This is a genomic window from Pseudomonas putida (assembly GCF_001636055.1).
Classification (GTDB): domain Bacteria; phylum Pseudomonadota; class Gammaproteobacteria; order Pseudomonadales; family Pseudomonadaceae; genus Aquipseudomonas; species Aquipseudomonas machongensis.
Map to the genome: position 1 here is coordinate 145729 of NZ_CP011789.1, position 14432 is coordinate 160160.

The window sequence follows — 14432 nt, forward strand, 5'->3', positions numbered from 1 at the left end:
GCCCCTTCGTAGGTTCGACGCTTGTATCCAAACTGAAAACCCCGCTCCTTTTGCAGGTAGCGGGCTTCGTCCGGCGCTCGGCCAACTGATGGCCGGCAGGCGTAGAGGCCGAATCCTAGCCGCGTGCGCTTCGCAATGTCAAAAAAACGTGAAATGAAGGTTGATATAACCAAATTAAAGGCCAGAGCTGGTGCAAATCTGTGCTGAATCGCAGAGCAGACAGTTATTCCCTCTCTTTTCTGTACTTTCGTACAGGCAACTCACTTCTGGTTGGCTTGACAAAAACACCTCGATAAAAGCGAATAATTACCAGTTACAATTTGATACATTCGTAAATACGCGCCTTTACAAATAGCCAAGCAAGAGCAAATAGCAAGCATTACCATTCGCATCCTTTTCATAACAATCTCTGCTGGATGCCTGCCGATGCTTGTCCCCTGCCGCTTGTCTCCCCTGTCTCTGGGCCTCTCACTGATGTTCAGCGCGGGCCTTGCCAGCGCTGCCACCACTACCCTGCCTGAGCTCTCGGTCACTGCCGAAAGTGAACGCGAGCGCGATAACCCGAGGGTCAAGGACGTCAGCACCGCCACCCGGACCTCGACGCCTGTGCGCTACGTCCCGCAGGCGATCGACACGGTCAAGACCGCCAACGTGCTGGACTACGGCAACAACAGCCTGGGCAAGGCACTGGAAGGCATCCCCAACGTCAGCAGCAGCGCCGACACACGCTTCGACAGCCTGCGTATCCGCGGCTTCGACGCCAGCAACGACTTCTATCTGGACGGCGTGCGTGATGACAGCCAGTACGTACGCGACCTGCACAACATCGAGCGCATCGAGGTGCTCAAGGGCCCGGCAGCCGTGCTCTATGGCCGTGGCAGCCAGGGCGGCATCGTCAATCGGGTGAGCAAGGCGCCCGAGCATGGCCGGCGCTCTACCATCGAAGCCCAGGGCGGCAGCGAGGACCTGCGCAGCCTGTACGCCGATCTCAGTGCCGACCTGAACGACGACATCAGCGTGCGCCTGAACATGGGCAACCAGGACAACAACAGTTTCCGCGATGGGGTCGATGGCAACCGCCAACTGTTCGCCCCGTCGCTGAGCTGGCAACTGAACCCCGACCTGAACTGGCTGGTGCAGTACGAATACAGCCGCTACAACCGCACCCCGGATCGCGGCATTCCTGGCGTCGGCGGTCGTCCGGCGGATGTCGGGCGCAGCACTACGTACGGCGACACGCAGCGCGACTTCATCGACGACAAGTCACAGTCGCTGCGCTCGCGCCTGAACTACCAGCTCGGCGACAACTGGCAAGTGCGCCATACCCTGAGCCTGTTCAAGCTCGACAGCGACTTCGACAACACCTACCTCACCGGCTACACCCCCAGCACCAATCTGGTGACCCGCCAGCGCTGGCAGCAGGACCTGAACACCCGCAACCTTTTCAACAACCTCGAGGCCGAGGGCGATGTCAGCACCTGGGGCCTGGAGCACAAGCTGCTGCTGGGACTGGAATCCGGCAATCAGCGCCGCGATCCGCGCCTGTACACCGCGCGGGCGGTGAGTGCCGGTGGCCAGGCGGTGCCGTCGCTGAACCTGAACAACCCCAACCGGCGCCTGCAACACAACGGTCCCATGGTGCCGTCGAGCTACAACCACACGGTGGTCGATAGCCGTGGCGTCTACCTGCAGGACCAGATCCGCCTCAACGACCAATGGCAGATCCTGGCGGGCGTGCGCTTCGACCAATTCGAGGTGGAAACCACCAACAAGCTGCGAGGCATCTCGGAAAAACAGGACGACAACAGCACCAGCCCGCGCCTGGGCGTGGTCTATTCGCCGTGGCAGGAACATTCGTTCTATGCCTCCTGGAGCAAGACCTATTCCCCGGTCGGCGGCGGCCTGATCGGTATCACCCCCGGCGCTGCCGGCAACACCAACGAAACGGCTCCGGAGAACACCCGGCAGAAGGAAATCGGGGTCAAGAGCGACTGGTTCGACGAGCGCCTGAGCACCACCCTCGCCGTCTACGAGCTGGAGCTCTACAACCGTCGCACCACTGACCCGGACAACCCTGGCATCACCATCCTCACCGGCCTGCAACGCTCGCGTGGCGTGGAGCTGACCGCCCAGGGCAATGTGGTCGGCAACTGGTACGTACGCGGCGGCATCGGCCTGCAGGATGCCATCATCGCCAAGGACAACAGCGGCCTGGAGGGTAACCGGGTAAACAACGTGGCGCGGCGCAACGCCAGCCTGTTCGTGACCTGGAAGCCGGAGCTGGGCTGGTACGCCGAAACCGGCCTGGTACTGGTCGGCGAACGCTACGCCGACAACCAGAACACCACGGTGCTGCCAGGCTATGGGCACTGGGATGCACTGGCCGGCTACCGCACCCACGACTGGGACGTTCGCGCTGCGCTGAACAACATCACCGACAAGACCTACTACAGCTCGGCGACCAGCGCCGCGCAGATCCAGTTCGGCGATCCGCGCAGCCTGGTGGTGACAGGCACCTACAGCTTCTGACCAGTGGGCCCTATCCAGAACTGCGGCAACTAGGCTTCAATACGCGTTTTTTCCGGACACACCCAAGGATTCACCCATGGCTTCCAACACCAAGCAACAGAAACGCGCCAAGCGCGCCGCCTCCAAGGCCAAGCAGAACCGCATGGTCCGCGGCGGCCAGGCGGTCAAGGCCAGCGCTGGCGACAGCGCCAGTGTCGAGCAGGTGTACAACAAGGCCATGGAGTCCGGGAGCTATGACGCCCTGTTCGACAAGATGAAGGAGGCCCAGGAAACCAGCCTGGTGTCGATGATCTCGGTGTTCCTGGTCGATCCATTGCTGGCGCTGGTACTCAAGGGGCACAAGGAAGAGCACGCCACCGACTACATCGTCCTGGTGTTCACCGCTTACCGCGCCTGGCTCGATGGCGCCGATGAAGCGGCGACCATGGCCTGGCTGGAGAGCGACGAGTTCCAGGAAGCCTACGTGGCAGCGTCGGAGGCAGTGGCCAAGCAGCAGCAACAACAGAAGCAGTTCGGCTGAAGTTCGGCTTGCGCCCATAAAAAAACCCTCGGGTCGATCCCGAGGGTTTTTTATGCCGCGCGATAACGATTACTGCAGGGAAGGCGCTTCGCCGGCTTCCTGCATGCGCTGCAGCTCCTGAGCGTACAGGGCATCGAAGTTCACCGGCGACAGCATCAGCGCCGGGAACGAGCCACGGGTCACCAGGCTGTCGAGGGTTTCACGCGCGTACGGGAACAGGATGTTCGGGCAGAACGCACCCAGGGTGTGGCTCATGGAAGCTGCGTCCAGACCCGAGATCAGGAAGATGCCCGCCTGCTGAACTTCAGCGATGAAGGCGACTTCTTCGCCGTTCTTGACGGTAACCGACAGAGTCAGCACGACCTCATGGAAGTCACCTTCCAGGGCCTTCTGGCGGGTGTTCAGGTCCAGCGCGACGCTGGGTTCCCACTGCTGGCGGAAGATCTGCGGGCTTTTCGGGGCTTCGAACGACAGGTCACGCACGTAGATGCGCTGCAGGGAGAATTGTGGGCTGTTCTCTTCGGCGGCGCCGTTGTTCTGTTGGTCAGTCATGGCAGATCCTTTTCTGAAAATGGTTGAAAGAGGCGTGAATCAGGCCTCGAGCAGGGCGTCGAGCTTGCCCGAGCGCTCCAGCGCAAACAAGTCATCGCAACCGCCAACGTGGGTGCTGCCGATCCAGATCTGCGGCACCGAGGTACGCCCGGCCTTCTGCGCCATCTCGGCGCGCAGCTGCGGCTTGCCGTCGACACGGATTTCCTCGAACGCCACCTGCTTGCTCGCCAGCAGTTGCTTGGCGCGCATGCAGTAGGGGCAGTAGTCGCTGGAGTAGACGATGACGGGCTTCATATCACTTCACCAGGGGCAGGTTATCGGCTTTCCAGCTGGACACACCACCGCTGAGCTTGGCAGCGGTGAAGCCAGCCTTGAGCAGCTCGCGGCAGATGGTGCCGGACTGCTGGCCCATCGCATCGACGATGATCAGGGTCTTTTCTTTGTGTTTTTCCAGCTCGGCAATGCGGCCGATGACTTTGTCCTGCGGAATGTTCAGCGCCCCCACGATGTGGCCGGCGGAGTATTCCTTGCTTGGACGGATATCGATCACCACGCCCTTCTCGGCGTTGACCAGCGCGGTCAGTTGGCCGTTGCTCAGGCTCTGGCCGCCGCGGCGGATTTCATTGACCAGCAGCAGGATCAGCAGGACGAAGAAGATCGCAACCAGGATGAAGTGATCTGTCGCGAATTGAATCAGGTGAGCAACCATCAGGGGTGTTCCAGGCGATTGAAAATGCCGGCCAGTATACACAGCCACCCATGCCCGCCAAAGCCCGCCGGGCCGGCTCGGAAACAGCCTTCATCTGCAACCCGTCGGGACGCTGGTCGTACGAACCGACGAATATTCGCCGTCGCTGGCCGATTTGCCCTAAAATGCGTGTCTTTATCATCTTTGAACAACCGTGAGTTTGATTGATGACGAGCACGCCCAAGCCCCTGGTCCTGATCATCCTGGATGGTTTCGGTCACAGCGAAAGCCCCGAATACAACGCCATCTACGCCGCCAACACACCGGTCTATGACCGCCTGCGCGCCACCCAGCCGCATGGCCTGATCTCCGGTTCCGGCATGGATGTCGGCCTGCCGGACGGGCAGATGGGCAACTCCGAAGTCGGTCACATGAACCTCGGCGCCGGCCGTGTGGTGTACCAGGACTTCACCCGGGTCACCAAGGCCATCCGCGACGGCGAGTTCTTCGAAAACCCGGTACTCACCGGCGCCGTGGACAAGGCAGTTGCAGCAGGCAAGGCCGTGCACCTGCTGGGCCTGCTCTCCGACGGCGGCGTGCACAGCCACCAGGACCATATCGTCGCCATGGCCGAACTGGCCGCCCAGCGTGGCGCCGAGAAAATCTACCTGCACGCCTTCCTCGACGGCCGCGACACCCCTCCGCGCAGCGCCCAGTCGTCCATCGAACTGCTCGACGCGACCTTCTCCAAGCTGGGCAAGGGCCGCATCGCCAGCCTGATCGGCCGCTATTACGCGATGGACCGTGACAACCGCTGGGACCGCGTCAGCGCCGCCTACAACCTGATCGTCGACAGCACCGCCGAGTACAGCGCAGACAGCGCTGTGGCTGGGCTTGAAGCAGCCTATGCACGCGATGAGAGCGACGAATTCGTCAAGGCCACGCGCATCGGCGAGGCGGTCAAGGTCGAAGACGGCGACGCGGTGATCTTCATGAACTTCCGCGCCGACCGCGCCCGTGAACTGTCGCGGGTATTCGTCGAAGCCGATTTCAACGAGTTCCCCCGTGCGCGCCTGCCGAAGCTCGCGGCCTACATCGGCCTGACCCAGTACTCGGCGAAGATCCCCGCCCCCGCGGCCTTTGCCCCAGCCAGCCTGAACAACGTGCTGGGCGAGTACCTGGCCAAGAACGGCAAGACCCAGCTGCGCATCGCCGAGACCGAAAAGTACGCCCACGTGACCTTCTTCTTCTCCGGCGGACGTGAAGAGCCGTTCGAAGGCGAAGAGCGCATCCTCATTCCGTCGCCGAAGGTCGCCACCTACGACCTGCAGCCTGAAATGAGCGCGCCGGAAGTGACCGACCGCATCGTCGAGGCCATCGAGCAACAGCGTTATGACGTGATCGTGGTCAACTACGCCAACGGCGACATGGTCGGCCACACCGGCGTATTCGACGCGGCGGTCAAGGCCGTCGAGGCGCTGGACGGCTGTGTCGGGCGCATCGTCGAGGCGCTGGACAAGGTCGGTGGCGAAGCGCTGATCACCGCCGACCACGGCAACGTCGAGCAGATGGAAGACGAGTCCACTGGCCAGGCGCACACCGCGCACACCACCGAGCCGGTACCGTTCATCTATGTCGGCAAGCGCAGCGTGAAAGTCCGTGACGGCGGCGTGCTGGCCGATGTGGCGCCGACCATGCTCAAGCTGCTGGGGCTGGAGAAGCCTGCCGAAATGACCGGAACCTCGATCCTGATCGACGCTTGAGACTGCGCGTTGGGGCCGAGACGCAGCGCACCCTGACGTGATTTCCGGACAAACGCCCCGCCGCACCCGCAGCGGGGCGTTTTTTTTGCACGCTCAGGCGGGCATACTAGGCCAGTCTCCATCCCTGGTACGCCCGATTCCATGCGCCGCGCCCTCATACTCCTAGCCCTGTCATGCCTGCTCAGTCCGGCGTTCGCCGACGAGCGCGCGCAGACCCAGCAACAACTGGACGCCACTCGCCAGGACATCGCCGAGCTCAAGAAAATGCTGGGCAAGCTCCAGGAAGAGAAAGCCGGCGTGCAGAAAGACCTCAAGTCCACCGAGACCGATATCGGCAATCTCGAAAAGCAGGTGGAGGGTCTTCAGCAAGAACTAAAAAAGACCGAGGGCGAGCTGGAGCGCCTTGACCACGAGAAAAAAAAACTCCAGAGCGCCCGCGTTGAACAGCAACGACTGATCGCGATCCAGGCCCGCTCCGCTTATCAGAACGGTCGCGAGGAATACCTCAAGCTGCTGCTCAACCAGCAGAATCCCGAGAAGTTCGCTCGCACCCTCACGTACTACGACTACCTGAGCAAGGCACGCCTGGAACAACTGCGCACCTTCAACGAAACCTTGCGCCAGCTGGCCAATGTCGAACTGGAAATTTCCGGCCAGCAGGAACAGCTGATGGCCCAGCGCGCCGACCTCGACAGCCGCCGCCAGGCACTGGAGGCCGAACGCAGCAAGCGCCAGCAGGTACTGGCCAAGCTCAACAGCGACGTCAAGGATCGCGACCAGAAGCTTCAGGCCCGCGAACAGGACCAGGCCGACCTCGCCAAGGTGCTCAAGACCATCGAGGAAACCCTCGCCCGCCAGGCCCGTGAAGCCGAAGAAGCGCGGCAGAAGGCGCTGCTGGCCAAGCAGGAAGAAGAGAAGCGGCGCAAGGAACAGGCGCTGGCCGACGCTCGCCGCGACGAGCCGCAAGAGCCGCCGAAAAAGGCCCGCACCGTGCTCGGCCCGCTGGTGTCCAGCGATGGCGCCAACTACGGTGGTGCATTTTCCGCCGCCCGTGGAAAACTTCCATGGCCAGTCAATGGTCGATTGCTGGCACGCTTCGGCGACACGCGAGGCGGTGATGCGCGTGCCAAGTGGGACGGTGTGATGATCAGCGCCAGTGCCGGCACTCAGGTGCGCGCCGTACATGGCGGGCGCGTGGTGTTCGCCGACTGGTTGCGCGGCGCTGGACTTCTGGTCATTCTCGACCATGGTAATGGCTACTTGAGCCTGTACGGCCATAACCAGAGCCTGCTCAAGAGCGCCGGCGACATCGTCAAGGCCGGGGAAGCCATTTCTACCGTCGGCGACAGCGGCGGCCAGGACAGCGCAGGTTTGTACTTCGCGATTCGCCAGCAGGGCCGGCCCACCGACCCTGCGCAATGGTGCCGAGGCTAGGCACCGCAACATTTACGGTCAGGCCCGACGGTGGGCCGCACCGATGCTCCCGCGGGAGCACCTACAGGATCAGGAGTTCGTTCGACATGCTGCACTCGTCTCGCCTCACCCAGCTGGCCCTGACCATAGCTCTGGTCGTCGGCGCGCCCCTGGCCAGCGCCGCAGAGCCGGTCAAGCCCGCCAAGGCGGCTGCCGTGCCGGCCACCGAGGTGACGGCCAAGGCGCCGCTGCCGCTGGACGAACTGCGCACCTTCGCCGAGGTCATGGACCGCATCAAGGCAGCCTATGTCGAGCCGGTGGACGACAAGACCCTGCTGGAAAATGCCATCAAGGGCATGCTCAGCAACCTTGACCCGCACTCGGCCTACCTCGGCCCTGAAGACTTCCAGGAGCTGCAGGAAAGCACCAGCGGCGAATTCGGCGGCCTGGGCATCGAGGTTGGCATGGAGGACGGCTTCGTCAAGGTGGTCTCGCCCATCGACGACACTCCGGCCTCACGCGCCGGCATCGAGGCGGGCGACCTGATCGTCAAGATCAACGGCGCCCCGACCCGCGGCCAGACCATGACCGAGGCCGTCGACAAGATGCGCGGCAAGATCGGCCAGAAGATCACCCTGACCCTGGTACGCGATGGCGGCACGCCCTTCGACGTGACGCTGGCCCGCGCGGTCATCCAGGTCAAGAGCGTGAAGAGCCAGTTGCTCGAGAACGACTACGGCTATATCCGTATCACCCAGTTCCAGGTCAAGACCGGCGAAGAAGTCGGCAAGGCTCTGGCCAAGCTGCGCAAGGATAACGGCAAGAAGCTGCGCGGCCTGGTCCTGGACCTGCGCAACAACCCCGGCGGCGTCCTGCAGTCGGCAGTGGAAGTGGCCGACCACTTCCTCACCAAAGGCCTGATCGTCTACACCAAGGGCCGTATCGCCAACTCCGAGTTGCGCTTCTCCGCCGACCCGGCCGACGCCAGCGAAGGCGTACCGCTGGTGGTACTGATCAACGGCGGCAGCGCCTCGGCTTCGGAGATTGTCGCCGGTGCCCTGCAGGACCAGAAACGCGGCGTGCTGATGGGCACCGACAGCTTCGGCAAGGGCTCGGTACAGACCGTGCTGCCACTGGCCAACGACCGCGCACTGAAGCTCACTACCGCGCTGTACTTCACCCCCAACGGCCGCTCGATCCAGGCACAGGGTATTGTGCCGGACATTGAAGTACGCCAGGCCAAGCTCACTGCAGAAGCCGACACGGACAACTTCAAGGAAGCCGATCTGCAGGGTCACCTGGGCAACGGCAATGGTGGCGCAGATCGTCCGACCGGCAGCAGCAAGCGTACCGAGCGCCCGCAGGATAACGACTTCCAGCTGAGCCAGGCGCTCAGCCTGCTCAAGGGCCTGAACATCACCAAGGGTGATTGATAACCACCATGCGTTTTCTGCTGTTCACGCTGTTCTGCCTGCTGGCCGGTACCGCACATGCGGCACCGGCCAAGGCCTACATGAGCATCATCATCGACGACCTGGGCCAGAACAGCGAGCGCGACAGCCGAACCCTCGCCCTGCCCGGGCCGGTCACCATGGCGATCATGCCCGACACCCCGCACGCCACCGATTTCGCCCGCCAGGCCCACAAGGCCGGACGTACGGTGATCCTGCACATGCCGATGGACCCGGCCACCGGGCCCTATGCCTGGCATCCGGGGCTACCCCTCGAGGAGCTGGCACGACGCCTCGACGGAGCGCTGCTCAAGGTGCCCTTCGCCGCAGGCATCAACAACCACATGGGCAGCCGCATGACCGCACAGCGCGACGCCATGGCCTGGTTGATGGGTAACTTGCAGGGCCGTGAGCTGTTCTTCGTCGACAGCCGCACCAGCGCCGCCACGGTGGCGGCGGCCGAGGCCCAGGCGATCGGATTGGCGCACGTCTCGCGGGATGTGTTTCTGGATGACGTACGCACAGCCGAAGCCATCGCCGGCCAATTGCGCCGAGGCATCGAGCTTGCCCGCAAGCAAGGTTCAGCGGTGCTGATCGGCCACCCCTACCCGCAGACTCTCGAAGTGCTCGAACGAGAGATGCCCGGGCTCAAGCGCCAGGGCATCGAGTTGATCGAACTGCGCCAGATGATCGCCGAACGCAGCAACCAGGCCATGTCGGCGCACGGTCGCAACGGTCGCTACAGCAACCGTTGATCGCTTGGCCGTTCAGAGCGCCTACAGGCTGTTGAAGGGAATGATGTCCTTGGCCTGGGCGTAGGTCAGGTTGCCCCGGTAGATGCTCAGCACCTGCCCCTCGCTCGCAGCCCTCATCTGCTCCCTGTAGCCCATCTTGCGCTGGCTCCAGAGCTTCAGATGGCCTTTGCCGAATGCCGTGGGCGCCGCCTGTGAGTCGGCGAAGTGGAAGTGCGCGGCCCACAGGGGCCGGCCTTTACTGTCGCCAGGTGACTTGAGCAGATTGATGCGGTATTCATCCAGATAGCCATCTGAAACCTGCTTGCGCGGCCCCACGTACTCAACCGTGATCAAGCCTTGCTGATGGAGAAAGCTCAGACCCCGGGCAGCGGGATAGCGCGTCTTGGTATAAAGCTCGATCAGGCATTCGCGCTTCTGCTCGCGCAACCGGATCACCGCGTCATCCAGGCGGCCTAACAGGCTGTCGGTGCTATCCGCGTCCGCCAATTGCTCGCGCAACTCCAGTACTTCAGCGATCTGCGCATCAAGCATCGAGATCAACCCGCTGTCCTGCGCGTCATTGCTTACCAATGCCTTGGCCTGCTCGATGACGCTCTCGTTTTGCGCCAATATGCCTTCGGCCAGTTCACGGCTTTTCCTCTCGAATTCCGGCGTCGAGGTCCGCGACTGCGACTCAGGCTCCGTGCTCTCGACCTCCTCTAACCAGGTCCCGCCTACCTTTTGAAACCGGTGCTGGATCTTGGTGCTGAACGCGCCCTTGACCTGCAATTGCGCCTGCCCATCGAGCATCACCTCTGTACCTAGCACTGTCTGACCTGCAAGGGTCCGCGCCACTTGCAGTACCCGCAGTGGATAAACCATTCGGCGCGAGGCCTGGGTTTGTCCGGAAGCTTGCTCACGCATGGCTTCTACCAGCGCATCGCCTGCCATCTTCTTCAGGCTCACCATCTGCTCTCTGTAGGCTGCCAGGCGCTGGGTATCGACCAGCCCGCTGCCCAGCTTGCTGATGCGGTCGCAGTTGAGAATCGCCGCCAGATACTCATCCCAGGCACCTTGCAGCACCTCGATGCGCTCGGCGATAGGCAGTTCGCAGAACATCGACAGATGGTGGGCATTTGCGGCTACACGCAAACGGTAGCTGGCAATCGCGTCGCGGAAGATCGTGTAATGCTGGCTGGCGGCACCCTCCTCGAAGCGAAGTGCCAGTTCGGCCAGGCTCATCGCCTGGAAGAAGCGAATCATGACCGTAGAAGTCTTGCGCGAGGCGATGACCTGAGCGACGGTGACCGAGCCCCTGCTCGATTGGATCTTCATATCGATATCGCTGACCGCCAGCACATGATCCATTTGGCTTGAAACCTCCATGATCCTTGGTTGGTCCAGGACCATGCCCTCGAGCAACTCTCGACACTTGGCGTAGAGAACCGCGCGGTTTTCTGGCGTAGCTCCGCTCAGGTTGCGGACGATCTGGTCATACTCGCGGAAACTACCCACAGCCACCGCTTCATCCAGAAGGAACAGGCCATAGCCAATCAAGTCGTGACGTGCATTCGAAAGGGCTTGTCGCAGGTCCCTGCCATGGGCGGTTGTGCGCGTATAGTTGGGGTTATCCAGCAGCTCGACAATGCTCTGCTGCGCGCTGGCTTGGTGCTCGAACATGGAGTAGACCAGCTCGACACGCTGCCGGCGCAGGTCCTGCATCGCGCGCAATAGCTCATCGCGCTTTGCTGTGTACAGTTCGGACAACGTCTTGAATCGGGAGAGGTCTTCCGGGTTCGTGGGAGGAGGTTGGTTCAATGTTTCCTCCAGCTTCACGATCTTGGCCCGCAGCTCCTGGATCTGGCTGTTCTGTCTCAGGTACTCAGGAATCGGCTTGTTTGCCTCAAGCAAATGATGCTCCACCTCTTCCAGCGACTTTTGGATCGTAGCGGCAATCTTCTGGCGCAGCCGTTCCTGCGCAGCGCTGCGCCCACGCCCACCGCCCCCCTGCAACCGTGTATCGATGCGCCAGCCACCGCCATCGTTGTACAGGCAAGGTCCTGACGTCAGGTCAGGCCCCACGATTCTCACCACCCCTTCATGGAGAACGACCTGATAGACCTCTTGCCCCAGCTTGACGTAGTACCTGCCGTCGACGGCAGTCAAGCCCGCCGTTGCGCCTTGCGTGTCGGGCGCGTGTCCAGCCAGCGATACCTCGACCGCCAATTCGCGCACGCGACTGCGTTGAGAAGCCGAAAGTCCGTTGAGGCCGCCAGCCCCACGCCACGAAAAGTCCAGATGTGTCTGCGTGGTGCCGTACAAGTCACGCACCAGCCCCGCAGGCTTGCGTTCAGGCTCCGGCAGCGGGTGAAGCGCTACGTCCTGCGCCGCGGGCAGTTCTTCGAGCGACGTAACATCGTACTGCGGCCCCAGCACCGTGTTCCTGGGGGTCTGCAGATGGATCAATGCCATCAAGGTATTGTTCAAAAGGTCGATCACGGCCTGAATGCGTTCCCCCGTGCTGTCACTGCCAAGCCCCTGTACATCGCTGGCCAGGCTGCGGATGCCCATGTACAGCCAGGCAATCGAAACCACCGGGCCTGGCAGCACAGGCAATACCGCATTGAGCAGCTCCCAGCCAAACGCGATCACTACCCCCCACCGCAACTCGCTGTTGCTCACCGCCGAACGGTCGGCCAGCTCGACCAACACCTGATGCCGCGCCTGGAACATCCGTGCGTCGATGTCCTGCTCCCAGAATTCCAGCGCCAGTTGAGCAGGATCAGGCTTGTCCAGTGGACTGAAGGGGTCGAACACCCAGTGCGGCAGGTGAGGTTCGTTGAATCCCCCATTGTCGTAGACAGGACGCTCGCTCTGATCCATCCACATCAGCGCGAGGTTCTGTAGTTTGCCAGGCTTGCGGATGGCCCCCATCAAGGTATCGACGTCCTTGAAGAGATGGACCGCGCCGTCTGTGTACACAGGGCAATACAGCACACCCTGGCCGGAGTCGACGATTTCAATGACATAGAAACCGTGCACTCGATCCACTTTCTTCGAGGTCGGAGAACGCCTGAAGGCCAAGGGTGCAATTCTCACCCCGGCCGCTTGCGCGTCTCCATCGCGACAGAAGCGGGCGACTGCACCATAGGCAAACGTATCCAGGCGATTGACCACCACCGCCCGAGCGGTATCGAACATCAAAGTGATACGCCATTGGCGACCGAAACGGGCGATACGCTCGGCGTTGTCGGTGGCATCGGCGAGCAGGTCGTTGACGTAGGTCGGGTAGGTGCCGCCGATATCGACGCGTGCGACCAGTTCACGGATGTAATCGACATTCATCCAGTCCATGATCAACTGTTCATTACGGTGGGCGATGTGTGTCACCACGCCACCCTGCGAAGCAGCCAGCCGACTGATGGCCAGCTCGGCCAGGGTCACGGTACGGCTGTCGATCTTTTGCCCAAAACCCAGGCCATGACCGTCGCTGACAAAGGTGTCGATGGTCAGGAGCAGATCATCGGCAAAGTAGTTGGCATCGACTGGATGATCGGCAAGCATTTCCTCGCGAAGACGACGGGCTGCATAGGTGTGCAGATCATCCACCCCTTCCATGGCGCGCTCACCACCGTCACTCCCCTGCAACAGCGTCAGATCGAGCATGGCCTGCAAATAGGTGGCCTGCCCCTCAGCCCCGGCCCTCCGAATCCCAGCAGGTAGCGACAGGGCAACCGGCTTGGCAGGCACATTGCTGCGCTGAGCAAAAAAACGCGAGGGGTCAAAGGCACCATCGACCCGGCGCTCCAGCTCGGCGACGCTATCAGCCGCCCCCCAGCGCACACGCGACTGACGCTCGAGCAGGACCTCCAGCAGCAACCCGCTTTGCAGGGCGAACGCATCCCCCTCCGACGTGAAACCACTCCAGCTCATACGATCGAACTCGCAACGCCGCGCCATCTGCAACTGCAGCCCTCGGCCGAAGGCACTCAGTGACTCGAAGCTACGCACCTCTCCATCCGGCTGGCACCAAAAGACCAGCGGACGAGGTGTGTCGAGGGTCGTCACCAGTAAGCCGGGCAACAGTTCACTGCTTTGTCGATCGCCCAAGTGCATCTGCACGCGAACGGCCTGCACCTCGACGTTACGCGTGTTCCCCAACAGCAGTTGGCGCAGGCAGGCGCGCTCGGCCTCCTCAAGGTCAGCCTCGTCCAGGCCTTGCAGCAGGCTGGCACGCAGCACTTGCTGCAACCAGAGATCCCGGTTGCCCTGGCCGTCGCCATTCCAGTAGCCGATCTGCGCCTGCTGCAGATAGTGGGGCAACAGAGGCAGCATCTTGTCGAGCGGTTCGACCAGCTTCTCGGGCTTGATCAGGTCTCCATCACTGGTTTCGAAGGGCGACTTGATGGCGAAGAGGCGTTGGTACGGATTCAGGCTCAGCGCATAAGCGCCCATGCTGGCGAAATCCACGCGCTTGCCATCGAGCACCAACTGCAGCAGATGGTCGATCAGCAACTCAGTGCGGTAGGTGTCATCTGCGGTGGAGCAAAGCAGCGAGAGTGGCTGTGCAGAAGTCATCTCGGGGCGATGAATCGCGATCAGCGGATACTGCTCGACGATTATCTTCATGACCTGCTGGTCGAGCACTTCGCGCAAGGTCGGTCGATTAGCGAACTGCGCAGCGACTGCGCTGTACAGGTCGTAGGGTGGGTAACTCACGGAGGTAGTAGACATGCTCAAGGCTCGTTGTGAAATGAAGCCAAAGCCTCCGCGCCAGTCGAT

10 protein-coding genes are annotated in these 14432 nt (G+C 62.1%); 6 read left to right on the forward strand and 4 right to left on the reverse strand.

Annotated features, from left to right (window positions below):
- The first annotated feature begins 426 nt into the window (after positions 1-426).
- Positions 427-2529, forward strand: coding sequence for a TonB-dependent receptor (locus tag AB688_RS00660; protein ID WP_063541573.1), 2103 nt, complete (start codon positions 427-429; stop codon positions 2527-2529).
- A 76-nt stretch (positions 2530-2605) separates the two neighbouring features.
- Entirely contained in the window at positions 2606-3049 is a 444-nt protein-coding gene (locus tag AB688_RS00665; protein WP_063541575.1) for a hypothetical protein, read from the forward strand.
- Positions 3050-3118: 69 nt separating this feature from the next.
- On the opposite strand, the gene secB is transcribed toward AB688_RS00665, so the two are convergent.
- The 3 genes from secB to AB688_RS00680 are packed head-to-tail and all read right to left on the reverse strand — an operon-like array spanning position 3119 to position 4310.
- The gene (secB, locus tag AB688_RS00670) at positions 3119-3601 is read right to left on the reverse strand and encodes a protein-export chaperone SecB (RefSeq protein ID WP_054891215.1); all 483 of its coding nucleotides are present in this window, start codon (positions 3599-3601) and stop codon (positions 3119-3121) included.
- A 39-nt stretch (positions 3602-3640) separates the two neighbouring features.
- Positions 3641-3895 carry a glutaredoxin 3 gene (gene grxC, locus AB688_RS00675; protein ID WP_054891214.1) on the reverse strand — a complete coding sequence of 85 codons (255 nt, stop codon included), beginning with the start codon at positions 3893-3895 and terminating at the stop codon, positions 3641-3643.
- A 1-nt stretch (position 3896) separates the two neighbouring features.
- The gene (locus AB688_RS00680; RefSeq protein ID WP_054891213.1) at positions 3897-4310 is read right to left on the reverse strand and encodes a rhodanese-like domain-containing protein; all 414 of its coding nucleotides are present in this window, start codon (positions 4308-4310) and stop codon (positions 3897-3899) included.
- Between the two features lie 206 nt (positions 4311-4516).
- On the opposite strand from AB688_RS00680, the gene gpmI reads away from it, so the two are divergent.
- The 4 genes from gpmI to AB688_RS00700 all read left to right on the forward strand — a co-directional run bounded on the left by gpmI (position 4517) and on the right by AB688_RS00700 (position 9671).
- Positions 4517-6052, forward strand: a complete 1536-nt coding sequence (gene gpmI, locus AB688_RS00685) for a 2,3-bisphosphoglycerate-independent phosphoglycerate mutase (RefSeq protein ID WP_063541577.1) — start codon at positions 4517-4519, stop codon at positions 6050-6052.
- A gap of 141 nt (positions 6053-6193) precedes the next feature.
- Positions 6194-7486, forward strand: coding sequence for a murein hydrolase activator EnvC family protein (locus AB688_RS00690; protein ID WP_054891211.1), 1293 nt, complete (start codon positions 6194-6196; stop codon positions 7484-7486).
- An 86-nt stretch (positions 7487-7572) separates the two neighbouring features.
- Positions 7573-8898 (forward strand): S41 family peptidase, encoded by a 1326-nt coding sequence (locus AB688_RS00695; RefSeq protein ID WP_054891210.1) that lies wholly within the window; start codon positions 7573-7575, stop codon positions 8896-8898.
- Positions 8899-8906: 8 nt separating this feature from the next.
- The gene (locus AB688_RS00700) at positions 8907-9671 is read left to right on the forward strand and encodes a divergent polysaccharide deacetylase family protein (protein ID WP_063541579.1); all 765 of its coding nucleotides are present in this window, start codon (positions 8907-8909) and stop codon (positions 9669-9671) included.
- 21 nt (positions 9672-9692) lie between these two features.
- Here AB688_RS00700 and AB688_RS00705 read toward each other — a convergent pair whose 3' ends face one another.
- Entirely contained in the window at positions 9693-14297 is a 4605-nt protein-coding gene (locus AB688_RS00705; protein WP_231100343.1) for a dermonecrotic toxin domain-containing protein, read from the reverse strand.
- Positions 14298-14432 lie beyond the last annotated feature (135 nt).

Coding starts and splice junctions, on each gene's coding strand:
- AB688_RS00700 (WP_063541579.1), top strand. CDS start 8,907: ATGCGTTTTCTGCTGTTCACGCTGTTCTGCCTGCTGGCCGGTACCGCA.
- secB (WP_054891215.1), bottom strand. CDS start 3,601: ATGACTGACCAACAGAACAACGGCGCCGCCGAAGAGAACAGCCCACAA.
- AB688_RS00680 (WP_054891213.1), bottom strand. CDS start 4,310: ATGGTTGCTCACCTGATTCAATTCGCGACAGATCACTTCATCCTGGTT.
- AB688_RS00665 (WP_063541575.1), top strand. CDS start 2,606: ATGGCTTCCAACACCAAGCAACAGAAACGCGCCAAGCGCGCCGCCTCC.
- AB688_RS00690 (WP_054891211.1), top strand. CDS start 6,194: ATGCGCCGCGCCCTCATACTCCTAGCCCTGTCATGCCTGCTCAGTCCG.
- AB688_RS00660 (WP_063541573.1), top strand. CDS start 427: ATGCTTGTCCCCTGCCGCTTGTCTCCCCTGTCTCTGGGCCTCTCACTG.
- gpmI (WP_063541577.1), top strand. CDS start 4,517: ATGACGAGCACGCCCAAGCCCCTGGTCCTGATCATCCTGGATGGTTTC.
- grxC (WP_054891214.1), bottom strand. CDS start 3,895: ATGAAGCCCGTCATCGTCTACTCCAGCGACTACTGCCCCTACTGCATG.
- AB688_RS00695 (WP_054891210.1), top strand. CDS start 7,573: ATGCTGCACTCGTCTCGCCTCACCCAGCTGGCCCTGACCATAGCTCTG.